Genomic DNA, 26,186 nt, shown 5'->3' with positions numbered 1-26,186 from the left:
TAGGCTACAGTCCCAACTTATTTCCCTTTTCCAGCCGCACAATCTGCTGTTCGCCATTATCTGCCAGCTCTCTGAACTGATTAATGGTTTCACGCATTTTGGGGAGAGCTTCCTGCTTATAAGTACTGATGGAATCGAGAGCGGATAGCACATCTGTAAAAGCTTGCTTTAATGTATCCACTGAAATACTTGATTCTAACGACTGTTTATGGATTTCCGCCCCTTGGTTTTTCAACATTTTTGAGGTACCGCTGATCAGGCTATCGGTGGTTTGATTTAAAAGTTCGATCTTTTTCAAAACAATTCGTTGATTATACAGCGCACTAGCTACCGTAACCGATATTTTCAAGGCAGACACGGTAACATTTCTAGCTCTGTCCACCCCTCTGATCAGCTCTTTATTATTTCGAATAACCACTTCTATGGCCATAATTCCTTGTTGATTCACTACAAGCATCTGTTGCAAATCCATGACACGCTGCCGCAACGGAAACAGCACTTCTTCTGTAATGAACCGAACTTTCTCCTCATCCTCATCACGCAGCTTAGCCGCTTCCAGTTGCGTCTCTATCTCCTGATCCATCAACATGCCGAGCTGAATCTCTTTTTGTAGCTTTTTTGTGAGTTCCCGAAGGGCCTGTTGCTCGAATTCCAGCGTAGTATTGTCGTTCTTCAAAACGGTCTTACCCTTATCTAAAGAAATTATAATATCTGAAATCACAGCATCCGCCTTTTGATATTTAGCAAAATAACTACGTAATGGATTAAAGAACTTACCTAAAAAACCCGTCTTAGCAAAATCTACTGCACTGGGATCCAAATCCTTCAGTTGGAGATTAAGCTCCGTCAAACCTTTCGCTACTTGGCCGCCTTCATCCCCTGTCTTTGATAAATTCCCCACTGAAACCTGCAACAGGGAGTTTTTGTCCGAAGAGGATCTCATCGTTTCCATACCGAAGCTATCAATGGATTGCAACACCGCTTTTCGCTTATCCAGTGACTCTAAATTCAGATCCAGAATGGCGGAGACATTGTTTACTGCCAGTGCTTTCAGTTGTGATACTTCCTCAGGCTCAGGTTTGACCTGCTCCTCAATTACTGATTTCAGCTTTTCTTGACTTACGACTTCCATAGTAAACGACATAGAACCCCTCCTATAAAAAATAGCTTACATTTGAACATTGAGCAGGTTGCCGATTTTATAGACTACATCCTCTGTATCTGCATTAATGTTGGCCGCTTCATTTATACTCGAAATACTCTCAAGTGCCTTGATATTCGCATTGTAGCCAATCGTGTAAATCGGGATTTTGTAGGTCTCAATCAGACCTCTGATATCATTCAAGGAATGCCCTTCATTGGTCTCCCCATCACTTAATACAAAGATCAACGGCTTTAAATCCGGATTTAGCTGTAATTCCGTTTGAAGCATGTGGATGGCTACCGCGATCCCGTCAAAAGTAGCCGTCCCCCCATTTGCTTGTAGACTGTCAATCGCACCAACAAACATGGACTGCTGGTTCGTGTCATATTTTCCAATCGGAAGATTGATTGTAACGTTATCAGAGTAAGAGACAAAACCAATGCTGTTATCCTTGCCCAAGTACTTCTGGCCTGTTAATAAAGATTGCTTTAAACGGTTCAAGGGTTCCCCGTTCATACTTCCTGAGACATCTGCTACAAATACTGCGGCGATAGGTTTATTGCCATTTTTCTTCTCTTTCCACAGCTTCTGAGCTGAGGATATGAGACTGCCATCCACTGTACTAAGCTCTGATTGGTAATCATTAAGATCATTGAAGCCTTTTTTCTCACCCAGCTCCTGGTATTTATCCTGTTCAACAAACTCAGCAAACTTCTTAATAATATCGAGTTTTTCCTGAGGAAGATCACCCAAAGCGTAAAGCGGGCTGTCATGTCTTACACCAAAAGGAGTGAATACATACCCCCCCTTCAAATCTGTTGCATTCACAAAGATCTGGTATTCTAAGACAAAAGCATCAAGCTTACCGGTTTTTGCAGCCTCTCGCATCTGTAAAGTGGTTGAGGCGATAAAGGGTACATTTGCTTGGAATTTCTCAAAGCCCTGCACCGCTTGCTCTCCAAGTAAATCTGCACCGCCAAACGTCCCAAGCGCTGTTACCAGAAAATTCAAACCCGTAGAACTGGCAAAAGGATCGGTATAACCCATTGATAATTCATTATTTGCTATGGCGTCTGTAACCGTCTTTACGTTTAAAGAACCGTATTTCTCTATTAGTTCATCATATTTCGCCTTACTGGTAACAATACCAGCTACATTACCTACAAGGCGTTTAGTGATTAGCTGCGTGTTCATCCCGTTTGCTTTTACCATTTCGCCCCACAACTCATTTGAAGGGGTAAAGGCATCTGGCACATACTTCCCAGATCTTATGTAATCTGTCGCTGTACCTGAAGCAATATTACGGATTTTCACAGAAACGTGACTCCCGTTCACCTCAATATTAGAGTTGTTAAAATCTGTAGCAACTTCATTCAGCCACCCGTCATTACCTGTTCCTGATTTTTCAGTAGAAGAGAATATCTCTACAAAGCTATCTGTTGTATTGTCTACGGATACAGGAAACTTTGAGATATCTGGTAATGAATCCCCAATCGCAACAGGATCCAGGTCAATCTGGCCTTTGATTTGCTCAGCCGTAGTCACGTTTATGTTCTTGTATAGCTTCTCTAGCTGCTTCCCCGCATCTTCGGAAGAAATCTGGGTTTCGGTTTTTCCTATATTAGAGGTTAAGGTGATTCCAAAATACACGAGAGCAAAAACTACCACCGTAATGGTCCCTAAAACTGCTACTGTTTTTCCTTTATTAGCCATACACATCTCCCCTTCATTGCTTATAAAATTTCGTCTGCTTGATCAACTCATCGATTTCCTTCATACAAGGCATCTCTTCAACATCTGTATAATCTGTACTGTCGAGTAGCGATATTTCCAGCAGCAGCTTATCCAGCTTCAGCAGAATCTCTTCATTTGCCCCAAGATACCCTGTTACGTAGGCCAAATATTCATTGTACAAAGCTGTCTTTTTCTGCACCAATTTATCTGAGAACTGTGAGGGTCTATGCCGGCTGGAGAAAAGGGTGAACTCTGAGGCATCAAATACACTGAGTTTATTCAGAATCCCTCGAATGTTCAGGTAAAAAAGCTTCGCTACTTCATAACTGACTGCATTAAATTTTTTGAAGCTAAGTTCAGTGGATTCGAATCTCTGACCTAAAACATCTAACAAGGTACTTCTCTTCTTTTCCATCCGGGATATCTGATCTAGAGCAAGCGCAATGTCTTTTTTCAGTACTTTGACATTTTTGTATTGAGTAAGCGCGGCTATATAATCCTCATAAGATTTCAGTGTTTTCACAGCAGGGATAGATGAAGGTTTAAACAATAAAATATAACTTCCATAAAGAACAACAAGTAGACTAACAAACAACAATGTCACACCCAAAGCGGTTTCAAATACACTGGTTCCTCCGATTTCCACCCCTAATAAACCTGGTGACAACACGATAATGTTCAGTAGTACCACACCGAGAATAAGTCCCCACAGCTTTATGGCTCTAACCCCGTTCATCACAACCACCTCCTGCATCCAGTCACTTCTATTGTATGGAGCAATTTCTGTTATTACGTCTCTTCATTTGCTATATGTCAAAAAATAAGGAATTAATCAACAAAAAAACCTTAACAGGCAATAAGCCCATTAAGGTTAACGATCACTATTTTATACCCACGCATCATTTGAATACCCGCGTTGCTCCCAATATCCCGTATGATCGCCTTCGATCAGCTCAATCCGGTTCAGCCACTTCACAGACTTGTATGCGAACATCTTCGGAACGATTAACCGTACAGGACCGCCGAGATCGCTAGGAATCGGCTTTCCATCATGCATTACCGCGACCAGCACATCATCCATGTCGGCTTGTTCCAATGTGAGCGTATCCGTGTATACACCATCACCAGAATAGAATTTCACAGTCTTAGCTGTGGGCTTCACACCGGCCTGACTCAAAAGATCTTTTAGCTTGATGCCTTCCCAGGTATTCTTATAGACTGACCAGCCTGTCACACAGTGAAAATCACTCACCTGAACGGTCCGCTTCAGCTTTACGAACTGTTCCCAGTTCCACTTGAAATTCTGCTCCACAAGCCCATCTATCGTAAAAGACCAATTGTTGTTCGTAAACTCCGGAATCGGAGTGACTGTGTAAACACGGAATTGTCCTTGCGCCCCTCCTCCGAGAGGGGGTGAGGATGCCGCCAGTGGCTGGGGTGCAGGCAACAACTGATTGCGATCACTTTCGATCAGCTTTTCAATCGTTTCGCTGCCCCCGATATTTCCAATTGAACTGCCGAGCCATTTTATAAACGATGGGCCTATAGTTACCGCAAGCCCAACACCAATCGATCCGCGTATGAAAGCTCTACGTGTATAAACCGGCTGTGGGGATTCCCGATGATTCGAAGGGCTACCTGTCTCAATGCCGCTTTTTACTATCCGGCGGCTCGGTTCTTTAAGCCATTTTACCCGAGTCAAAGAATGATAAATAATATAAGGAAGGCCTATCCAGGTCAATAAGTCATGGACGACCAGAGCAACGTTCGATACATGTGGACCCACCACGCGGAATTGCCAAAGTAGCACTCCTGAAACGAACCAGCCTAACAGCAATGAAAGTACAACGATTACATTAAAACGTTGCCAAGGCCGCTCCTTCAATTGTTTCCAATGTTTCCCTGCCAGCAGCAAATAATAAATAACCGGAATAATCGAAACAACACCGACCACGATATGAAGCCCTTTGATCCATACTCTGCCTTCCCCTAAGAAGCCACGCCAGAAGCCACTTACAAGCACAAGTCCTGTGAGTGTGAGCAACACAACCAGCCAGCCATTCCAGGTATGAAGCTCCCGAAGCTTTTTCCCGTATCCCTTACGCAGCCGAGCCAGTAAAGAATTCATTACCTTTCCTCCTCTTCACTAGGTATGCTCAAATAGCTCTTTATCCTGATTCTACTCTAATAATGTTAGAAAAGACTTTGAAGCAGCTGTAAGAGGAACTCCACGCAGGGTAGCAATTCCTATGTTACGTTCTGGCAAAGGTGGGTCCAGAGGAATCTCGACAAGCTCACCTTTCTTCAATTCTTCGGTTACGTAATCACGAATAACAAAAGCTAGGCCAAAACCACGTTTCGCAAACTGAACAAGCAAATCCACACTGCCCAGTTCAAATTCAGGTGTAATCGTCAAATGATTAGAAGCTAAAAACTGATCCATATACTTTCTGGTGCTCCCACCCGCTTCTAAGCATAACAACGGATACTGCTGAATGTCTGCAAGCGGCATGGTCTTGTCCGCTAAATGACGAAAACCTTTGCCTCCTACAAGGCAATCTTGAAGCTGAGTACTTTTGCGAAAATCAATCTGTTTATCAGATGTCGGCAAGCTGACGATACCAAAATCAATTTTCCCTTCTTTTAAAAGCGTAAGTGTTTCTGGTGTCGTGCGATTCGTAATATGAATGCGGATATTGGGAAATTGTTCGTGAAATTGCTCCAAAAAAGGCAACAGATAATATTTGCATAAGGTGTCACTTGCTCCGATATGAATCTCGCCGCTGTTCAGATTGTTCATATCTGCGATCGCTCTTTCGCCCATGTCTACATGATGAAAGGCTTGCTCAATAAAGCTAAGCAGTACTTTTCCTTCTGTTGTTAGATCGACCCCGCGAGAAGTGCGAAAAAATAACGGGCCGCCCATTTTCTCTTCCAATTGTTTAATCGTGTGACTTACTGCCGGTTGTGTAATATTGAGTCGTTCTGCCGCAGCAGTTAAGCTCCCTGTATTTGCTACCCAATAAAAAGAGCGATACCACTCCAAATTAATGTCCATCCCCACGTCATTACTCCACCTTATAATAGATATAACTTATATCAATTTTTCTAATGATTTAACTAGCATTATACTTAGTCCTGTAGCCAAAAACAAGCTTGGGAGGCGAAAACGCGTGACCGTAATTGCAATTGTAGGAGCAAACTGGGGCGACGAAGGAAAAGGAAAAATGACGGATGTGCTAGCTGCACAATCTTCCTTTGTCGTTCGTTTTCAAGGTGGTAGTAATGCTGGGCATACCATCATAAACCAATATGGAAAATTTTCATTGCATATGCTGCCATCTGGGGTATTTTATCCTTCCGTTACAAACATTATCGGACCAGGAACAGCACTTGATACAGAAGTATTAATAAAAGAACTGAAAGCTTTAACGGATAGAGGCGTGCCAAAACCTAGATTATTCGTATCCGAACGGGCGCAAATCGTGCTTCCAATCCATCGTTTGTTTGATGAACTAGAAGAGGAACGTCTGGGATCTCAAGGATTCGGTTCAACAAAACGAGGAATCGCACCATTTTACGCAGATAAATATGCAAAGCTAGGCATACAGGTAGCGGATTTATTTGATCCTGCTCGACTTGAGAAACGTCTTGAACAATTACTCGCTTCCAAAAATATATTACTTGAGCATTTATATAAGAAAACGCCTATCCAAATCTCGGAATTAATGGCTCAGCTGCAAGAAGAAGCTGCACAGCTAGCGCCTTATGTAGCCAATACAACAGACTTACTGCAAGAGGCTTATGCCAAGGGAGAGACTATTTTACTTGAAGGTCAGCTTGGGGCTCTGCGTGATCCTGATCACGGTATTTATCCTTACTCCACCTCCTCTTCAACACTTGCCGGGTTTGCACCTGTCGGTGCTGGTCTTCCTGCAGCAGCTATCACGAATGTCATCGCTGTAACCAAGGCCTATTCCAGTTGTGTCGGCGCTGGACCTTTTGTTACGGAATTAGAAGGACCCGTAGCGGATGAACTTCGTACAAGAGGTGGCGATGCCGGGGAATTCGGGGCTACGACTGGCCGTCCTAGACGTATGGGCTGGTTTGATGCTGTAGCTACTCGTTACGGTTGCCAAATGCAGGGTGCCACTGAAGTCGTGTTGACTAATCTTGACGTGCTTGGTTATTTGGATGAGATTCCGGTTTGTGTGGCTTATGAGCTTGAAAATGGAGAGATCACCGACAAGTTCCCGGCTACGAATAAACTGAACTCTGCAAAACCGATATTCACGCATTTATCTGGCTGGAACAGCGATATCTCTCAGATCACCGACTTCGAAGATCTGCCAGAACAAGCTAAGCTTTACATTGATTTTATTGAAACCTCTATTGGCACGCGTATTACTACGATTTCCGTGGGTCCTAGACGCGAACAGGTCATTAATCGGATAACGAAATAATCATATACGTACTAAATCTCTGTAGAATTTAAAAGAAGCGCCTCTCTTATTAGAGAAGCGCTTCTTTGTTTTATTCATGAGAAGGGCTGCCTCATACGTAGAAAAATCCACTTTTGAGACAGCCTCTTTTTTGTGTACTCTTTTTAAATCAACACGGCATCTACTTTTGTCTGCGGAGCCTTGTCACAGCGTTTACAGACCTTAACGACTGCTCCATCCGTTTTTTTCTTGGGATAAAGCAGCTTAATACGGGTGTTCTGACAGATTGGACAAGTCCCTCTGCCCCTTGATGGTAAATTCCAAAGTGCATGTCCACGTTTTGACTTTGCCATGAATAAACCCCTCATTTCGAACAACAATAGTCAACACTTTAATTCTGAAAGTGCTTCTCCAAAATGATATGTCGCAAAGACAGGCTCTATGACTAAAGTAACGCAGAAATAAGGAAGAATTAATTCGTATAGATCATGGAGACAACACCGTTCGTAAAGGTAACATAGTTATAATTACCATACTGCCAGGTCTCCACTTGAATGCCACTACCTGATAGTGTAGATTTACTTATTGGCTTACCCCAACTAAACTCCACTTGCTGCTTGGTCATCCCAGTAGCAACTATGCTCTTTTTAATCTTAGTCCAAATCGCATCCGACCACTTATAGGTCTTAAATGGATCCGTTGTTAAGAAATATTCTTTATTTCCTAATGTACGGATCAACTCATCTCCCGACATTTTATAAGAGTTAAGAATTTGCCCCGTCGATAAAACCTTAAATGAAATGGCGAATTCACCTTCATAATCAGGTAGAATATCTACAATAGTGACTTTTTGGAACTTATAATCGGAGTCGAATTGATTGAGCCAATATGTTTTTCCAATGAACTTAACGAGGTTTCCTTGTTCTTCCTTCTTAAAAATCTGCGCGGTTTGTTTCGTATAGGCGAACAACTCTGCTTTGCCGAAGTAGATCTCCATCGTCTGATAATTTCCATCCCAAATTAACTCTGCTGACAGTGCAGTCTTTAAAAGCGTGGCAGGAAAAACTGTAGATCCGTCGATCTTTTGCACTTTACCACTCATTTTGACCTTCGCACCATTCACCATTGCAATATCGCTTCCGAGTTGAAGCTGTATTGGCAAATCACCTAGACGAATGCTAAAGGTTTTAGTTGCTGTATTAACTTGGACTGTTGCTCCCAACGTTTGAAAAACCGATTGAACCGGCAAATACATTGTTCCATTAACAAATGCACCTTGATCAATATCATGGTCCGCACTGATCGAAACTTTTATTGTTTTGGTATCTGATCCTGAAATGACCGTTACGTTCGTTTCTCCTACCGCTAAGGCTTTCATTGTGCCATCGGCTTGCTTTTGCAGCAAATAAGGCTTTTCAATTACGACATTTGCTTGAGCTAACGGGACGCGTTCGGATATGCCATCGGCATCTTTAGCATAGATTTGTACCGGAACATTATCCCCAACAGTGATTTCCGTAGCATCCATCTGAAATATCAAATCTTCAACCTGCTGATTGCCTTCATTGTATGATGACGAAACTGAACTGGCACTCCGTAAAATACTACCTTGATCGTAATCGACGTTACGCGTATCTGCCGCCTTCACTGTATGTATTGGACCCAACATAGATACTGCTAACGCTGCAGTGATGCTCCATTTAATAGCTTTCATTTTCCTTACATCCCCCTCTAAATATATAAACCTTAATTACTGTATCACAATTCCACAATTTTACTAGAGAAAAATTTACAGAAATATTTTTTTGTATTTCTAGTGAATTTACTCCGTGATAATTACAGAGTCTTCCATTATAATCATGGATTAGGAGGTGTTAGCCAGTGGAGATAATAGCCGACAGATTGATATTAAGAGATTATACAAGCGATGATTTTTCTTTTTATGAAGAACTGGAACTTAATCCTTTGTCTCACAAATATGAAAACTCCGCACCAGATGCCAAACAAATTAAAGAGAACTTCCTGTCGATTCTGACTCAGACTACCAGCGATCCGCGTGAGCATTATGATTTAGCAGTATGTACTAAGCAAAATAGGACACCCATAGGTAACGTAAGTATAAAGTTAAATTGGGAAGAGATCAGAGAATGGGAGATTGGCTGGGTCCTACTGCCAGAATACTGGAAAATGGGCTATGCGACTGAAGCCGTCAAAACACTGATAGGTTACGCCTTTAGCTCTCTTAATGCCCATAGAGTCGTTGCATATGCCAATGCAGAGAATCTTCAATCTGAAAAAGTTATGATTAGAGCAGGAATGATTAGGGATGGAATCCTCAGAGAGACTAGATTTTGCAATCAACAATGGTGTGACGAGTTCATTTACTCTGCTTTGGAAAAGGAGGCTACATTAAATTGACAACAATCAAAGTTTTAAATGAAGGTTATGTAAGATTAGTAGATCATATGGGCTCAGATTTAACGGTTGCTAACGCTGCGCGTGTATCTTATGCTAAACAATCTTTTGAGCTTAGTGATCGGGATATTAAACTAATAAAATTCCTTGCCCGTGAAGGACATACCTCTCCTTTCCGCCATGCCATCACTCAATTTGAGGTTTATGCCCCATTAATGGTTGCGAGACAGTGGTGGAAATACGTAGTCGGTTCTGCTCATTACGAAGGTACTGGGGATAGCTTGGAAGCCTGGAACGAATCCAGCAGAAGATACATTACAGAAGAACCCGTCTTTTATCAACCTGCTGCGGGAGAATGGAGATCCAAACCAGAGAATTCCAAACAAGGCAGTGGCGGCATCATTGCATGGGAGCTTGGTGAAAAATACACCCGCGAGCTTCAAGAATACACCGAGTTAGGATTATCTAAGTATGAAGCAGCTTTAGCAGATGGCATATGTGCTGAACAAGCAAGACTGTTTCTACCTGCTTATGGATTATTCGTTCGTTGGTACTGGACAGCTTCAGTTCAATCTGTAGCTCATTTTTTAAATCAAAGACTGGAGCATGACGCTCAGAAAGAAATTCAGGAGTATGCAAAAGCAATTCTATCGCTGATTGAGCCACTATTCCCTGTCTCTTTTGATCAGCTGCTGACTACCGGCTCTGTAGATTAATTTAATTTCCTTATATAAAAAAAGAGCCGCCAAACCTTTGGCGGCTTCTCCCTTTCTACACTACCAACCCTCGTATAACTTCAACCTCGTCCCTACTGACTTCAACGAACCCGAGTGATGTATATAAATTCGAAGCACGTTCGTTCTCGATCCGATGGCCAATAACGATTTTGTCGCAATGATGTTCTGCTTTAATATAACGAATTAAGGTATCCATACCCGTTCTGCCTAAACCTCTGTTTTGGTACTTCTGGTCAATCATAAAAGCCATAATCCAATAACTTCCATCCTCAGGATCTACGCTATACACAGAGAAACCTACCAATTCCTCATCAGCATATAAAGCGAGCGGGGTCATACCACAATAAGCTGCTTCTGCTAACCAATAGACCACCGGTACGGGGAAAATAGACTTTTGCGCATCCGATACTTCTAATTGAGTACAAGCGTACCAATTTTTTTCCGTGATATCCTTCAGCACTATATGTGCTTGAAAGCCGGTTCGTAATCGGTCACAAATTCTTTCTAATTTCAGTTTAAGCTGTTGCGCCCAATCCGGGAAAATAGAATCATCCGAATTCTCCATACACCGAAGTAATCTAGCAAAACTGTATAAGTCTGCAAATCTTTGAAATTCAGGTATCATCTTAATATACTCATCATCTAGCTGCTTAACCGATCTATATCCACTAATAAAAACATCAATGTTTCTTCTACTTTCATCATCATCCGATTCCGTCAGGTCTCTTAACGCCGATGTAATATCCATCGCAAACCAGTGATACATAGAGTCATCAAAATCGATGGCACTGTAGCGGGATTCTTCTTGCATATAAAAGATATTATCCATCTCAAAATCATAATGTACGAGCCCAGTATGCCCCACTCCAAAAGGGAGCTCTGATAACCAAGCTTCAATCCGCTCATATTCCTTAAGCGCCTTATGCTCCTCAGGATGCCTGCTCAATACGGAATAAATAAAATTCAATGAATCGACCCAGCTTTTGCGATAAGGCGTGCTCGGTGCATAGGTTTCCGAAAAATTATGCAGACGTGCAAGCGATTGGCCCCATTGATAAAAATGAGGTTCCTTCATCTCATCAAGTGAAACATATTCACCCTGGGCCTGTTCAAAAACTACCCCGTGGTATCGCCCGTGATTCGTTAACAACGTTTCAATCCAATTGCCAGACTTAGAACGCACAGGAGCGACGGTCTCATAACCTTGCTCTAATAAATACATCATAAAATCCAGCTCTGCCTGGATATTGTCTGCAGAATTATCCTCTTCATGAGTAAACCTTAAATAAAAGCGTTTACCATTCCACTGAAAGGTATAAATAAAATTGCTACTGGCCCTTACCATCTTTAAAGTTCCAGGCTCATGATTCCAATACTTAATCATTTCTTTAGCAGGAAGATCGTTCTCCGTTCCCCGCACCATGTTCATTAAAGTCATCATTGTCCGATAGTGCCTCCTGCTTCATGACGGATTTGATTCTGGGTTCCCCATTAACATTATCGGTAAATTATTCTATTAAATCAAGGGAATTTAATAGGCTCTATTATTTCTGGAAGAAAAAAGTATTCAGCTTAGGCTTCAGTTTGTCATACTTGATTTCAAACTCAGCATGATCTCCGATAGCATGAGAAATCTGCACACTTATCCCCAGCATATTCTCCGTCAAGTACCATCTTATATCCGCTTCACTAGTATCTGCGTGCTGAAGTGAAGTCAGCCATTCCTCATCTGATCTTTCAGTAAGAATATTCTTTTGCTCAATAATATCGGATTGAAGTTCACTTTCCTTCAGCTCCTTCAAAAATTCCGCATCGATGGTCACGATATCAGTTAATTGTAGGGGTTCAAATTTCTTCATATCAATATTTATAGTATCAAAAATATCTACAGGATGAGCAGCACCTTCAACATAACTGTATCCTGAAAACTGAATACTTAGTAAGCCCTCATTTTCTAAAGATACAGAATAATCCATATCTAAACTAAAGGTCTCTTTTTCCTCCGGAGAGTAATTATCCAAATAACTATAAGCACGTTCCTTGATCATTTCATTTAACTTCTCTTGTTCATTCGGTTTTCCAAAAATAGATATTTGCGGATAGTTAATATTAATTTGTTCATTGTAAGTATATAACTCCGGAGATAATTCATAAGAAATGCTGTGTTGATTTTCGATTAGCTTAGTTTCGTTTATGTGGTTTTCAAGTGTCGGCTCCTTGTTAGTACAAGCTGTTACAGCACACATTACTACAGCAAGAATTATGGATAACATGGTGGTTTTCTTAATATTAATGCTCCTTCCATCAAAATTGAATTATGATTTGAGCTACAGCGCTTTTGTTCTCCCACCATCTCTAATGTATTGCCCCTTTTTAATAATTGAAGTTGGTGATAGATCTAACCTTTTACTTATTTCCTCAAAATCTATATTTTCATCATGAACTATAAAAGAAAAATTCCCTTTCATTTAGCTTTCCCTATCATATCTATAGCATTTTATAAAAAAAATACTTTTCTAATTAGGACTATATAATTCATTGTGCCGGAGCAAATCCCCTTGGGATTTGATAGTTTGAAGGTCTCTGCGGACGTGAACAAATTCCCGACAAAGCGACTCATCGTCCTCTATCCAGTCATATTTCAGAATAAGCGGAGCAGGCACAACAGTCTCCAGTTGCTCTACAATCTCCCGGACATCATCATTCTGGAACATGACACCCAAAGAATCGGGCGAAACGGTCAACCCCAAACGTTCGACGACTGCAGCGTAGTCAAAAGTCTCCGGCTCCATTTCATATTCTTCTAGAACATCACCTCCAGCATATCTGTCCAGTATTTCCCCATTCTGATAAATGAAAATTTCCAACACTTCATCATCAAAGTATCCTATAGCAAGTACAAGGGAAGAGATCAAGTTAGACAAAGATCTGGCGCTTTCACCAATCGTTTCCCAGTTGAATTTCTCCCCCAGTACTGTTGTCCAGCCTTGGGACTGCCCGATGTAGTAGCTTCCTTTAGGTCTTAGCCGTTTCAAGCTCTTCAGCACGGCTTCCTTATCGTTGGTAAACACGTGGAGATTAGCAAATGAAGTTCCCATTATTCAACCACCTAACAAATGAATTCTCCGCCGGTCAAATTTACGTATAAATTACCGTCTGCGCCCAGGGAAGGGCTGGTGTCAACGTAACTTTCCTCCGGTTGGTATATCCATTTCACTTCGCCATCCGGAGCAATGGCATATAACTGGCTAGAAAGACACCAATACATAACCCCATCCTGATCTATGACAGGGGGACGGTGCCCTTCTCCTTGACCCATCCGTTTCTCCCACAACAACTCTCCATCAGGACTAAAAGCATAAAGTTTGGAATTCACATTTTGACCAACATATATGATTCCTTCACGGGAAATAACCGGATCGCACCAAAATATGGACGAGCACTTGTAAACCCATCTTATGGTTCCATCCGCGTCAAAAGCATAGAGTCTCCCAATAATTTGTGACTCATCTTCATATGTACACAGGTAAATATGGTTTGCCGTATTGATGATTAAGCTCGAAATCACCCTGCCCCACAGCTAAAATGGCTCTCCCTTGTTCATCCACTGTAAACGAGCTTAATCCATATGAAAAATCCGGCCGCCCCGAGTCAACAACTCGCTTCAAAACTGAAAGCGATGTTGGAGCTCTGAATCGGGATTGTCTGGTCCAATTCGCATCAATGGGATGAATGGCTAATGGACGATAGCTACCTTGTTGAAAACCGCCTATTCCTTCGTTGTTATTATAATCGACCATAGTTTGCCCATCCTTTGTTATATAAGTTAAGGGATACAAATTGGATATCTTGTATTTCTTAAGCCTAATTAAAATCTTAGCTAGGCTGGTTTGGTCAAACAAGTTTATCCGAGCCGGACCAGTTAAGGTCGAATTTCCCCGAGTCTTTGGACACATTGAATTCGTCGTAGCGATATCGTGTGATATACTCACATTAATGAATCACCATCATAAATTCAACGTAAAAAGCGAAAAACTGCTTCCTATAACATGGGTTAGTTGTGTTGATGGTTGAACGAAGGGTTCATTCGGCATTGGGTACTGGGGTGGGCTATAACTAATAAAAGAAACCACATGGATTCACATGTGGTTCTAACTTAATTATTTAAAAAATTAATCAATCCCAAAACACTAATCAATCTTCAATGGCTCAATTACACCGGATCTCAGGGGAATCTGAGGAATAGAATAAATGTATTCTATACAGTTATTTCGTAGGCAAATGCAATCATTTTGACTTTAGTTGCATTTTATACAACTAAAAACACGAGAAGCCACCACTAAGGCTGTAAATCAAGAAAATAGCTGTACAAAATACACTTATATCCATCGGCTTGAGGGATTCGAGAAATATAGTTGTACGAATTACAATTAAATGCTTCTACGTATTGCTCCCCGTGACTTTCTATACAGATAGATTGTGCATAGATCCTTATAGCTCTGCTCTCTTTACTTTATTGGGGCTATACTCCCACACCTGCAGCCCCGCTCCGATCATTCCACATAAATTACCATGATAGGCCGCTTCAATACGAACATTTTCCAGCATCGATGGCATTACTCTGCTCTTTACTTCTCTTCTAATGCCTTCAAATAAAAGTTCGCCTGCTTCAGCCACTCCACCGCCAATGACGATGACTTTAGGGTTAAAAATATGGATTAATGAAGCGAGCGCGGATCCGAGCGCAGCAATCGTGTCTTCCATTAACTCTGTAGCCAGAGAGTCACCCGCCCTCCATCTCGCTAACACTTCCCGTGAGTCTACGTTCTCTGGAGACTGGTTATGTAATAAAAGCTTGTCGCGCATGCGACGTGCGATGCTTGTGCCTGAAGCATACTGCTCCAAACAGCCTGTTCCACCACAAACGCATGCTGGTCCTTTGAAATCTACGGACATATGGCCTAACTCTCCAGCCCCACCCCAAGAACCATGAACAAGATGGCCGTCTACGACTATCGCTCCACCCACGCCCGTACCAAGGGCAAGACAGATAAAGTCTTTTACCCCTTTGCCTGAGCCTAAATATTTCTCTGTTAATGCTAATACATTCACGTCATTATCAACGATTACCGGAAGTTGAAACTGTGTCTGAAGTAAATCCTTCAAAGCTGTGCCAGCATAGCCAGGGATAAGCTCCGAAGCGGAGCGGACACGCCCCGCCTCCCAATCCATTTGCCCTGCCGATCCTACGCCAATTCCTTGGAGCTGAATTCCCGCTTGTTGTGCTGTTATTTCATCCATTAATGTCCGAATTGCTAGTATAATGCGATCCATTGTTTTCCTCTGTCCAGCCAATGTGCTTAAGCTTACAGTAGGTAAAACGTCCCCTTGTGAAGAGACGAGTCCGGCATTAATTTTCGTGCCGCCAATATCTACTCCGATCGCATATTCTATATGAGGATCATACCCTTCCATCACGGACTCACCTCCGTCAGTCATTGACATTGCTCACGGCCTTAACATATCTCGAAGTGATTAATTGTGGCCTAGTAATTGCACTTCCTACAACAACATATGATGCCCCGGCATTCTTAGCTTTTGCTGCGTCTTCCGGTGTCCATATACGTCCTTCCGCAACAACAGGAATGTTCACAGATCCGCTTAATTGTTGAATTAAGACAAGGTCCGGTCCTTCCTGCTGTGTACTGTATGGGGTGTAGCCTGAAAGCGTGGTACCAATGAAATCCACACCTAATTTCTCGGCGGCAAGCCCTTCCTCAAATGTCGAAATATCCGCCATAACCAGCACACCTCTCAGATGTGCATATTCTATTAATGGCTTTACTGACTCTAAGCGTTCTTCCCGATTCGTTACATCAAGCGCAATAATCTCTGCTTTTGCAGAAACAATCGCCTTCACTTCATCTAAGGTTGGTGTTATAAATATGGCTGATCCGGGTATATCCCGTTTAATAAGTCCAATGACCGGTACATTTACTTCTTTTTTGATAGCTACAATATCTGGAACACCATTTGTCCGGATTCCTATAGCTCCTGATTGAACCGCTGCTCTTGCCATTTTAGCCATTGTATCCCCACCATGAAGCGGCTCATGCTCAAGTGCCTGACAGGAAACAATCAGACCTTTCACCGGAAAGATATCACTTATTCGAGTCATTATTAACCCTATCCCTTCGCTTCAAGAATATAGTCTAATATTCTATTGTTCAGAGCTTCTACCCGCTCCTGATCGGAATCCTTAATCGGCAAAAGTGGCATTCTTGGCTGACCTGTTTCAAATCCGCGCACACTAAGGATCGCTTTACACGCACCATATAATGAAGGAAAGGATAGCAATTCAACAATGAGCTCATTGATGATGAACTGCCATTTCTGCGCCTCAGCCATCTCTCCTTGCACATAACATTGTTCCACCTTTAGGAATAACTCGGGCATCACCCCATAAGTTCCACCAATCCCGCCATCTGCCCCAATACTGCGGCCCGCCAAATACTGCTCATCAGGTCCATTTAAGACTAGAAAATCCTTCCCGCCTGCGGCTTTAAATTGCTGAAGCTCAAACGTGCTCTCCGCCGAAATTTTCACCCCGATTACTTTATCCTGAGCTGCCATCTTAATCAGCAAGCTTTTCGATAATTGAAAGCCTGTAGTTTGCGGGATGTGATAGATAATAAATGGAAGCGCCGTACTATCAATAATCGCCTGCCAATGACTTTCAACACTGTCCGGTGACAGACGATAATAAATCGCTGGAACAGCCGATACTGCGTGTGCGCCAACTTTCTCAGCATGGATAGCAAGTTCAACACTGTCTCTTGTAGATGGAGCACCCACGTGAGCAATGATTGTAAGCTCTTTTCCAACCTCTGCTATAACTGCCTCGAGCATTTGTTTGCGTTCTTCTACAGATTGCAGCATACCTTCGCCAGAGCTTCCGCCAACATAAAGACCTTTTACTCCGGTAGTAGCATAATGACGAGCTAATTTCCGGGCTGCTTCTTTATCGATTCCCCCCTCAGCATCATAACTGGAGTACATAGCGATAATAATGCCTTTAAAGGATTCAAGCTCATATGATTTCATAAATTACAGCCTCCGTCGTTTAATTCATACTACTAATTTTCGTTGTTATAAGAATAATTAACCTTTTACAGCCCCCATAGTAATCCCTTGGGTAAAGGCTTTTTGGAACATTAGAAAAATTGCAATCATAGGAATAGAGGCTAACGCAGCACCCGCCATAAGCAGTCCATAGTTTGTTGTGAATTCACCCCGAAGAGTCGCTACCCCAAGTGGCAATGTCATCATTGAAGTCGATCTGGTCATGATCAGCTGACTGAAATAATCATTCCAAGAAGTGATGAAGGTAAAGATGGCCAGTGCCCCTATTGCAGGTTTTAACAAAGGTAAAATGATGGTGCCGAACAAACGAATCTCAGAGCTGCCATCTATTTTGGCTGCTTCAATCAATTCTCCTGGAATGGTCTGCGCGAACTGCTTCATTAGGAAGACTCCAAATGGCCAGCCAATCGCCGGTAAAATAAGCCCTTTATACGTATTGACCCAACCAAAATCTGCAAGCATCGTAAACAGCGGGACAAGAATAACTTGCTTAGGCAATGCCATTGCGGCAACAAACATCGTAAAAATAATCCCTCGGCCAGGAAAAGACTTTTTGGCAAGCACATATCCAGCGCAGGAAGAAACGATACAAATCGCTGCCATTTCACAAAAAGCAATGATGAAACTATTAAACATCCAGCGCTCAACGGGATTCTTAAATAACTCGGTCCAGTTTTGCAGAGTCGGCTTAGCCGGAAACCATTCCGGGGGGATCGTTGTTGCTACAGTCTGAAGCTTAAATGCCCCTGAAACCACCCAATAAAAAGGGAAGATAAAAAACAACGTTGCCAGAATCAACAGGATGGTGGCTAATATTTTTGGAATCGTCAATTCTTTTTTCCATCTGCTTACTTTCTTAGATTGGCCAATAGGTGCTCTCAGTTCTAACGGATTCGTAGAATTCATGATGTCCCCTCCTTAATACTCAACATCACTGCCAAAGTATTTAAATTGAATGATAGAAATGATCCCGATCACAATCGCAAGGATGACACCCATCGCCGAGGCATATCCAAAATGACCGAGCATAAAGGCTTGTTCGTAAACGCCATACATTACAGTCGATGTGCTATACACAGGTCCACCCGAGGTGAGCAGCTGAATTAGCGCAAAACATTGAAAGGTGTTGATCGTGGTAATCACGATAATATATAAGTTCGTTGGCATTAGCATTGGCCATAATATTTTTCGGAAAATCTGCCAAGGCGTCGCTCGATCAATCTCAGCTGCTTCTATGTAAGAAGTAGGAATGTTCCCAATAGATGCCACATATAAAATGATCGGCTGCCCTACAGAGGTCGTTATCAGAACCACGATAATTGCAAGCAGTGCAGTCCTCGTATCTCCTAACCAGGATATAGGCTCCATTCCCAAAAAGCTGGTTAAATAATTTAGAATCCCATAGTTCGGATGATAGATCCAGCCCCAAACGACTGTGATACTTACGACCGAGGATACAGCCGGCAAATAGAACACTCCGCGGAAAAACGATCTGGCAAACTCTTTTTTCTTATAAATATTCATAGAGATAAATAACGAGAAAATAATAACGATAGGTACGGTTATGAGTACAAGCAATAATGTATTTCCCATCGACTTCCTGAAATTATCATCTTTTATTAAGGAGATATAATTATCGAGGCCAATAAAGCTGAAATCTCTCAACGAATAATCGAAGAAACTAATATAGACCCCTTTCACCATCGGATAAGCTACAAAAAGCAGGAAAAACCCAAATGCCGGCACTAAAAAGAGATAACTCATCATCCAGTCGCGAATCACATAACCTTTTATTTTGCGAACCGTTGTCCCCACAGTCCTTCCCCATTTCTTCGATGATTTAAAAAGAAAAGAGTGCTTCCCGCACTCTATTCTTTTGGACACCATTCACTTTTTTTATTTCATTGCAGCCTTTGCTTTTGTAATCGCTTCGTTTGCTTTTGCAGCAAAGCTGTCCAAAGCTTCTTTACCGGTTGCGCCTCCAGTTAAAGCACGTTGTAATTCAGGGAACCAGAAAGTACGAATATCAGCATATCCATCGGCAATGGTAGGTGCATCTGTTGTGAATTTACGAGCATACTCAGCGTATTTGTACTCTGCATCATCATAGAGGCCTGTAATCGAATTACGAACAGACAGACCACCTGTTTGAATCAAGTTTTTCTTACCCCATACAGGGTCATTAGCGATAAAATCAATCAGCTTCTTAGAAGCTGCAATCTTGGCATCATCACCATTATTGAATACAGCCATACCGCCGAGGTAAGGTTCAAGCTTAGGTTCCGATCCATCTAAAGTAGGGAAAGGAAGCAGAACATCTTCGAATTCAACCATTTTTTTAGATACGTTCTGAGCTTTAAGTACTGCAGAATAGTTAAGTGTAAAGGCTAATTTTCCTTGCAAAAATAAGTCATTCACGTCAGCAGCCGCAAGGGAAGCCGCACCAGAAACGCTAAGTTTATCTTTTGTAGCTTGAACGATCCAATCCAACGCTTTCGCAGCATTATCAGTATTGATCGCGACTGCGGAATTATCTTCATTTAGAAATCTGGATACACCTAAGTTAGCAAGATATGCGCGAGTTCCTTGATCTCCAGCTTGGCTCTTCGCGAAGAATCCGGTAGGGATAACATCAGGTGCTTTTTCTTTAACAGCTTCCAGCGCTTTCTTATATTCTTCAAACGTCCAAGTTCGATCTTCCTTATCCAGAGGAAGCAAATCTAACGCGCCAATCTTCTCAAAAACGGTCTTGTTTACCGCCATCATAAAAGGAGCTGTATTGATCGGGTACATAAAGATCTCATCGCCAACACTAGACTGCTTCCAAAAGGCTTCCGAAATATCATTTTTCACTTCATCGGTCACCATATCATTAAGAGGTGCTAATAAGTCCTTTTTACCCCAGTCAATAATCCGTCCAGGAGCATCATAAATTACATCAGGTGCGGTATTCGAAGCAATCGCCACATTCAGTTTTTCAGGGCCGCCTTCAAAGGTGATCATCTCAAGGTTGACTTTAATTTCCGGATTCTTCTCATTAAAAGCTGCAATGATTTCCTTCTCATATTTGCCAACTTCACCATCTAAAGCTTGAAAGCTCGGAAAATTCCACCATGTTATTTCTACTGGTTTAGCAGCAGTCTCAGTGGCCACGGGCTCACTCTTATCAGTATTATTACTTGGTTCATTGGCGGAATTCGCTGTATTCGTATTTCCGCATGCAACTAACTGTGTACCTAAAAGTGCGACACCAACAATGCTCATTAGCCCTTTTTTCATTGCTCTCATGTGCTACCCCCTATTATTTTTGTGGAATAAAATGCTTTATCATTCCTTGCGCTAATCATAAATCAATTATAAATTTAGGAGAATCCCACTCCTTTTACATTTAGGGTCGTATTCTGACCTATACCTTCTTTCAGTCCCTCTTCAATGTTATAATACATTACATATTTCACCTATAATTATTTTAATTTTTAGCTTATAACTTACATTTGATGGTATCGATGTTGAATAATCCACTATAAATCTAGTCTTCCGGAGGGATTTCATGTACAAGCTTATGATTGTAGAGGATGAACCGTTAATACGGACGGGATTAAAACATTACTTTTCGTGGCAGGAGCTTGGTGTTCAAAGTATTGTTGAAGCGGAGAATGGAAAAGAAGGCTTCGTTACCGCACTGCGTGAGCAGCCAGATTTAGTGATCACTGATATTCGCATGCCCGAAATGGATGGTCTTCAGATGATCGAAGAGCTTCGCCAATTCCTTCCTGATACTTTGTTTATCATTTTGACGGGATTTAATGATTTCGAATACGCTCAACGAGCCATCAAACTTGGGAGTGTACATGCTTTTTTGCTCAAACCTTTGGAATATGAAGAAAGTCTAACCGTGATTCAAGAATGCATGAACAAGCTGCAACTTAAACAACAAGAACAAAGAAAACGTTCTACTCTGGAAGGCTCACAACTTATAAAGCTACTACTGGAAGAAGAACAACCTGCAATGGACACTAATTTAATCGCTGAATTATGTAGTTTCAAAAGTAAACATTATTTGTATCTCCCTTTTGTTTTGGCAGGTTTCCTTATCAGAGAAACTCCTTCACAATCCACCTTGTGGATGAGAGAACAGGCTACTAAGTTTATACATCTTGCTACGGAGGCCTATCTCCCGGCAGATCTGCCACGATCTATTTTTACATATTCTGCTAAATCCAAACTTTACGGGCTAATAGTCATGGGATCACAGACTGCAACGAGCACTATCCCTTTTGAGACACAAGTACTTACTGAACTCGATCAGCATTTGAACAAGCTTACACTAGAACATCATTTTTCCCTTTATCTTGCTATAGGCACAGTAACGAACGAACTATCTCAAATCACTTCATTACTTCACGAGTCTGAAAAGCTGTTATATCAGCGCTTCTATCAGAAAGAGCGCAATATATTCCATATCTCATCCATAAAGGCAGGCGCCACAGCTACTAAACCAACGCTTATTCAACTAGATGACAACGATAAGAAACGAATAATCTCCTGCATCGAAAATGCCAATAAACAAGAGATTCTACAATTAATGCAACGATTGGCACAAGATATTTTGCATAAAACAGATGGCCCTTCACCTGATCTATGGCTTGCGTATTTACAAGAAATTATAAGTGTCATTATCCGCTTCGCTAATAAAAATCAGATTCATATGGATGGTGTGTACAGCGATAAACTCTTAAACCTCACTTTTGTAGAGGATTTCCACTCCCTTGAGGTCATGTTCGAATGGCTGGGTAATTGGATGGTTCATTTGGGAAACATTTATACCGAAGGTCTGACGGATAACCATCAGCAGGATGTAATTATCTTTGAACATATTAAATCCTTCATTAGAGCTAATATTGATCAAGATATTACTCTACAAATGGTAGCGGATCGCTTCTTCTATAACCCTTCTTATTTAAGTCGTCTGTTCAAAAGAAAAATCGATAAGAACTATATGCGATTTGTAACCGAAATCCGTATGGAATACGCGCAGGAATGCTTAAAAAAACCGGAGATTCTGGTGACCGATGTCTGCACAATGTGTGGTTACAAAAGCTATAAGCATTTCGTTAAAACGTTCCGGATTTTTACCAACATGACCCCATCAGACTATAGAAAACAATCGGGGTGGTAAGCAAAATGATGCAAATAAACCAGCCAAAAAAACGCTATCGGATGCGGCATGTCAATCGGCAGATTTTTGTGCTGATGATCCTGACCATTACTATTCCTTTGCTAATTATATCCGCGATTATCTATATATTTTCAAATCAAGCCGTCAAAAATGAATATCAAAGCAGCTCTAATCTTATCCTTAATAATCTTTCTTTCAACATCGACCAGTACCTGCAAAGTATTGAAAAAGGGACCCTTAATGCCCAAGTAGATAGTCAATTACAAACCGCTCTCGAGCATTGGACTATCAACAAAGATAATATCGGGAATGATCTAAGTATTCAGTATGGAAACACGATTGAACAATTCATCAGCGGGATTGAAATGACGATTAAAAATGTCGACAGTGTGCAGATTTTCGCGGGGTCACGTGTATTCTATTCTGCCAATTTCAATCGTGCGGATTATGATGTGAAGGACTACACCCAAGAGGATTGGTATTTACAGACGCAGCAAAAAAAGGGGGGCGTAATCCTGTTTGGAAGTCACCTCCCCTTCTATCGCACCAATTCCAAACAATCCGTCATCTCCATCGCCAGAGTCATTAATAAAAAAGGAAGCAAGCAGCCCTTAGGTCTCATGTTAATCGATATCCGGCTGGATTCATTACGGGAAATCTTAAAGCTGTCCGAGAATAGCAAGCGGAAATTTATTATTTTAGACGATAAGGGGGGCAATGTTTACAGTTCAGATTCATTGGAGACGAGTCCTTTAGAGCCTATCCCCATCGACAAACAGGCGCTTAATACTTTTATGAAAAACGACGCCGGAAGCTTATATGGTACTTTTGATGACAAGAATTCGTATATTAATTTTGTTACTTCTCCTTACTCCAACTGGAAGGTCATTCAATATATTGATGAAAAAGAGATGACTAAGCAGGCTTCTTTTCTTGGCAAAATCATTTTAACCTTAGCGCTCTTATCGCTTGTCACTGCACTCTTATTTATGTATATCCTCTCGGAACGCGTAACCAAACCTATTATTCTGTTAAGCCGGAAGGTGAAGCTGGTGGGGATGGGTAATTTCGATGTGGATTTGTACAGTAACCGCCAAGATGAATTTGGGGTTCTATATAATGGAATTCGTAAAATGGTAAAAGATTTGCAAAACTATATTGAGCGATCATCGATGGCCAAGGCTCAACAAAAGGTAGCCCAGTATGGTGCGCTCAAAAGCCAAATCAATCCTCATTTTCTGGCAAATGTCCTTGAATCAATTCAAATGAAAGCCATCATCAATGGGCAAAGAGAGATTGGCGAGATGGTGGGAATCGTGGGCAGATTGTTTCGGATTCATATTCAGACTGGGAAAATCACCGTTACCCTGCGCGAAGAACTTGAGCATGTCCGGCTATATGTGAAAATTCAGCAGTTACGTTTTGGGGATAAATTACAGTATATGGAACAGCTAGATCCGCAATGCGAGATCGTTAAGGTCATGCACTTCTCCTTGCAGCCCATCGTAGAGAATGCTATCGTACACGGCCTAGAAAGTCGCAGTGAACCAGGTCTGCTTGAGGTATCCTCGGTGATATCGGGGGATGATATGCTGATTATCGTTAAAGATAACGGCATTGGCATCGAGGAAGAGAAACTTAAACAGCTTCGTTTCCGTCTCTCTCAACCCTCAGATACCTTAGATGAGGAACATATTGGCATTAAAAATGTTCATGATCGTATTCAATTTCATTTTGGCGAAAAATATGGAATTGAAATTTCCAGTCACGTAGGGGAAGGAACGACAGTGATCATCCGTCTTCCCGCGTAATCCTAGACATTTTGCTCAGTAATGCCTAATTCAGGATCAAAGGTGAGCATTTTCGTCGCTATTTTATCAATAAAAAACCGATCATGACTAACTGTTACTACAGCGCCAGGAAAATGAATCAACGCCTGCTCCATCACCTGAATACTAGTTAAATCCAAATGGTTAGTGGGCTCATCTAAAATAATGACAGCAGCTCCGGAGAGAAGGCATTTCGCTAAAGCCACTCTGGCCTGCTGTCCACCTGAAAGGCTGCCAATCGTTTTACTCAGATCCATTTCCGAGAATTGCAGCATCGATAGAAATTTATTCACCTTTTTCCGCGGTGCGTCCAGTCCCAGTCCATAAACATTTACGGCATGGCTGACAGTATCTTTATGATCCAGCTCATCCCACATCTGATTAAAGTACGCATAGCTGACCCCGCGTTCCCAAGTCACTTCCCCCGATTCCGGTGCTTCTTGTCCAGTCAGTACTTTGATGAGTGTCGACTTTCCGCTGCCGTTCGGACCCACGATTGCTATCCGGTCTTCCTTTTGAATATCGAAGCTAATGTTCTGGAAGATGGAGCGGCCATCATAACTTTGTCCAACCCGCTTCACTTCCCCCAGCTTGTCAGGAAAACGTAAATTGCTATAGATATCAGTGATTAATACGTTAACTGGATGAGGTTCCACTCGTTTTTTCATATCCGTTAGCTTACGCGAAAGACGATCCTTAGAGGACTTCTTACTACCGCGGTTTTCAATGGCCTCAGACTCCATAAGGAGAAGTTCTTCTTCCCACTCAAATTGCCGATCGAGCACTTTTTTGCGCATCTTCTTTTTACGAACGTAATCGGTATAATTCCCTTCATATTCCTGGAAATGATAGTTCTCGATTTCTATCGTCCGCGTGACCACTCTGTCAATAAATTGCCGATCATGAGAGACCAGAAGCATCGCCCCATTGAAACGGTGCAGCCACTGCTCCAACCATACGATCCCTTCCATATCCAAAAAGTTAGTAGGCTCATCGAGCAATACAACATCAGGTCCTTCAATTAAGACTTTAGCCAGTGCCGCGCGGTTCCTCCAGCCTCCGGATAACTCCTCTACAGGTTGATGCCGCGATCTCTCATCGAATCCTAATTTAGTCAGCACCGTATTGATTTCCACAGATACATTCCAGCCATCCAAATGCTCCATTTGTCCAAAAAGCTCAGCTTGGCGCTCTAAAAGTACATTCATCTGGACATCATCCGACACCTGCCCAAGCTGTTCTCCTATTTGGTTAAGCTCCTGTTCAATGCGTGCTACCTCTTCGAAGCAAAGTTCTAACTCTTGTTGTACAGACAAAGACCCGGAAAGCTCCGAAAATTGAGAGAAGTAGCTGATCTTCACATTGGGATCTAATTCTACTTTTCCTGCCGTTGGCTCCTCTTTTCCCATTATTAGCTTAAAAACAGTAGATTTACCTGCTCCATTTCGTCCGATTAAGCCAATACGTTCACCCTTGCTCACACGAAAATAAATATCTCGAAAGATCAATGTATTCTCATATTTCTTAGTTACGTTCTCCATTCGGATTACGCTCAAGTCTATC

24 protein-coding genes are annotated in these 26,186 nt (G+C 41.9%); 5 read left to right on the top strand and 19 right to left on the bottom strand.

The features are described 5' to 3' along the window. Positions 1–4: 4 nt before the first annotated feature. From MKX34_RS13715 to MKX34_RS13695, 5 genes are all read right to left on the bottom strand, one after another. The gene (locus MKX34_RS13715) at positions 5–1,144 is read right to left on the bottom strand and encodes a toxic anion resistance protein (RefSeq protein WP_076126025.1); all 1,140 of its coding nucleotides are present in this window, start codon (positions 1,142–1,144) and stop codon (positions 5–7) included. Positions 1,145–1,168: 24 nt separating this feature from the next. After that, the gene (locus tag MKX34_RS13710) at positions 1,169–2,857 is read right to left on the bottom strand and encodes a VWA domain-containing protein (RefSeq protein ID WP_076297738.1); all 1,689 of its coding nucleotides are present in this window, start codon (positions 2,855–2,857) and stop codon (positions 1,169–1,171) included. A 13-nt stretch (positions 2,858–2,870) separates the two neighbouring features. Continuing rightward, positions 2,871–3,614, bottom strand: a complete 744-nt coding sequence (locus MKX34_RS13705) for a hypothetical protein (RefSeq protein ID WP_076297737.1) — start codon at positions 3,612–3,614, stop codon at positions 2,871–2,873. Positions 3,615–3,764: 150 nt separating this feature from the next. Beyond that, the gene (locus MKX34_RS13700) at positions 3,765–5,006 is read right to left on the bottom strand and encodes a molybdopterin-dependent oxidoreductase (RefSeq protein ID WP_076144029.1); all 1,242 of its coding nucleotides are present in this window, start codon (positions 5,004–5,006) and stop codon (positions 3,765–3,767) included. A 51-nt stretch (positions 5,007–5,057) separates the two neighbouring features. Further along, a complete protein-coding gene (locus tag MKX34_RS13695; protein ID WP_036686616.1) occupies positions 5,058–5,936 on the bottom strand; it encodes a LysR family transcriptional regulator in 879 nt (292 codons plus the stop codon). Positions 5,937–6,051: 115 nt separating this feature from the next. Between MKX34_RS13695 and MKX34_RS13690 the strand changes: the two genes are divergently transcribed. After that, positions 6,052–7,341, top strand: coding sequence for an adenylosuccinate synthase (locus MKX34_RS13690; protein WP_076104291.1), 1,290 nt, complete (start codon positions 6,052–6,054; stop codon positions 7,339–7,341). Between the two features lie 143 nt (positions 7,342–7,484). Here MKX34_RS13690 and MKX34_RS13685 read toward each other — a convergent pair whose 3' ends face one another. Both MKX34_RS13685 and MKX34_RS13680 read right to left on the bottom strand, forming a co-directional pair. Then, a complete protein-coding gene (locus MKX34_RS13685) occupies positions 7,485–7,673 on the bottom strand; it encodes a hypothetical protein (RefSeq protein ID WP_036686376.1) in 189 nt (62 codons plus the stop codon). Between the two features lie 119 nt (positions 7,674–7,792). Further along, the gene (locus MKX34_RS13680; protein WP_036686374.1) at positions 7,793–9,034 is read right to left on the bottom strand and encodes a stalk domain-containing protein; all 1,242 of its coding nucleotides are present in this window, start codon (positions 9,032–9,034) and stop codon (positions 7,793–7,795) included. Positions 9,035–9,201: 167 nt separating this feature from the next. Between MKX34_RS13680 and MKX34_RS13675 the strand changes: the two genes are divergently transcribed. Both MKX34_RS13675 and thyX read left to right on the top strand, forming a co-directional pair. After that, positions 9,202–9,738 (top strand): GNAT family protein, encoded by a 537-nt coding sequence (locus MKX34_RS13675; RefSeq protein ID WP_076297736.1) that lies wholly within the window; start codon positions 9,202–9,204, stop codon positions 9,736–9,738. Beyond that, positions 9,735–10,451: an FAD-dependent thymidylate synthase gene (gene thyX / locus MKX34_RS13670; RefSeq protein ID WP_076297735.1), complete on the top strand. Its 717-nt coding sequence runs from the start codon at positions 9,735–9,737 to the stop codon at positions 10,449–10,451. The genes MKX34_RS13675 and thyX overlap by 4 nt, the downstream gene beginning before the upstream one ends. Before the next feature lie 55 nt (positions 10,452–10,506). Here the strand turns inward: thyX and MKX34_RS13665 are convergent, their stop codons facing one another. The 11 genes from MKX34_RS13665 to MKX34_RS13615 form a co-directional block, all read right to left on the bottom strand. After that, a complete protein-coding gene (locus tag MKX34_RS13665) occupies positions 10,507–11,913 on the bottom strand; it encodes a GNAT family N-acetyltransferase (RefSeq protein WP_081383574.1) in 1,407 nt (468 codons plus the stop codon). A 103-nt stretch (positions 11,914–12,016) separates the two neighbouring features. Further along, positions 12,017–12,745: a DUF4163 domain-containing protein gene (locus tag MKX34_RS13660; protein ID WP_076297734.1), complete on the bottom strand. Its 729-nt coding sequence runs from the start codon at positions 12,743–12,745 to the stop codon at positions 12,017–12,019. A gap of 243 nt (positions 12,746–12,988) precedes the next feature. Then, positions 12,989–13,570 carry a hypothetical protein gene (locus MKX34_RS13655; RefSeq protein ID WP_076141486.1) on the bottom strand — a complete coding sequence of 194 codons (582 nt, stop codon included), beginning with the start codon at positions 13,568–13,570 and terminating at the stop codon, positions 12,989–12,991. Between the two features lie 11 nt (positions 13,571–13,581). Beyond that, the gene (locus MKX34_RS13650; protein ID WP_076179036.1) at positions 13,582–14,040 is read right to left on the bottom strand and encodes a PQQ-binding-like beta-propeller repeat protein; all 459 of its coding nucleotides are present in this window, start codon (positions 14,038–14,040) and stop codon (positions 13,582–13,584) included. Next, the gene (locus MKX34_RS13645) at positions 13,985–14,272 is read right to left on the bottom strand and encodes a hypothetical protein (RefSeq protein ID WP_038570504.1); all 288 of its coding nucleotides are present in this window, start codon (positions 14,270–14,272) and stop codon (positions 13,985–13,987) included. The genes MKX34_RS13650 and MKX34_RS13645 overlap by 56 nt, the downstream gene beginning before the upstream one ends. Before the next feature lie 691 nt (positions 14,273–14,963). Next, complete coding sequence (locus MKX34_RS13640; RefSeq protein WP_076297733.1) at positions 14,964–15,947, bottom strand: ROK family protein; 984 nt, start codon at positions 15,945–15,947, stop codon at positions 14,964–14,966. A 16-nt stretch (positions 15,948–15,963) separates the two neighbouring features. Beyond that, positions 15,964–16,650: an N-acetylmannosamine-6-phosphate 2-epimerase gene (locus MKX34_RS13635; protein WP_076135587.1), complete on the bottom strand. Its 687-nt coding sequence runs from the start codon at positions 16,648–16,650 to the stop codon at positions 15,964–15,966. An 8-nt stretch (positions 16,651–16,658) separates the two neighbouring features. Next, positions 16,659–17,576, bottom strand: a complete 918-nt coding sequence (locus MKX34_RS13630; RefSeq protein WP_076101719.1) for a dihydrodipicolinate synthase family protein — start codon at positions 17,574–17,576, stop codon at positions 16,659–16,661. 57 nt (positions 17,577–17,633) lie between these two features. After that, on the bottom strand, positions 17,634–18,521 hold the full coding sequence (locus tag MKX34_RS13625) for a carbohydrate ABC transporter permease (RefSeq protein ID WP_076101717.1): 888 nt from the start codon (positions 18,519–18,521) through the stop codon (positions 17,634–17,636). A 12-nt stretch (positions 18,522–18,533) separates the two neighbouring features. Then, entirely contained in the window at positions 18,534–19,382 is an 849-nt protein-coding gene (locus MKX34_RS13620; protein ID WP_052097471.1) for a sugar ABC transporter permease, read from the bottom strand. A gap of 129 nt (positions 19,383–19,511) precedes the next feature. Then, entirely contained in the window at positions 19,512–20,903 is a 1,392-nt protein-coding gene (locus tag MKX34_RS13615) for an extracellular solute-binding protein (RefSeq protein WP_076297732.1), read from the bottom strand. A gap of 262 nt (positions 20,904–21,165) precedes the next feature. Between MKX34_RS13615 and MKX34_RS13610 the strand changes: the two genes are divergently transcribed. Together MKX34_RS13610 and MKX34_RS13605 are read left to right on the top strand one after the other, a co-directional pair. Further along, positions 21,166–22,794, top strand: a complete 1,629-nt coding sequence (locus MKX34_RS13610) for a response regulator (RefSeq protein WP_076297731.1) — start codon at positions 21,166–21,168, stop codon at positions 22,792–22,794. A gap of 5 nt (positions 22,795–22,799) precedes the next feature. After that, entirely contained in the window at positions 22,800–24,605 is a 1,806-nt protein-coding gene (locus MKX34_RS13605) for a sensor histidine kinase (RefSeq protein ID WP_076297730.1), read from the top strand. Positions 24,606–24,607: 2 nt separating this feature from the next. Here the strand turns inward: MKX34_RS13605 and MKX34_RS13600 are convergent, their stop codons facing one another. Next, entirely contained in the window at positions 24,608–26,179 is a 1,572-nt protein-coding gene (locus MKX34_RS13600; RefSeq protein ID WP_076104302.1) for an ABC-F family ATP-binding cassette domain-containing protein, read from the bottom strand. Positions 26,180–26,186: the final 7 nt, after the last annotated feature.

The sequence above is a fragment of the Paenibacillus sp. FSL R5-0636 genome (assembly GCF_037974255.1).
GTDB lineage: Bacteria > Bacillota > Bacilli > Paenibacillales > Paenibacillaceae > Paenibacillus_AQ > Paenibacillus_AQ odorifer.
Note: the sequence above shows the minus strand (reverse complement) of the source record. Positions and strands in the feature narration are given on the sequence as shown.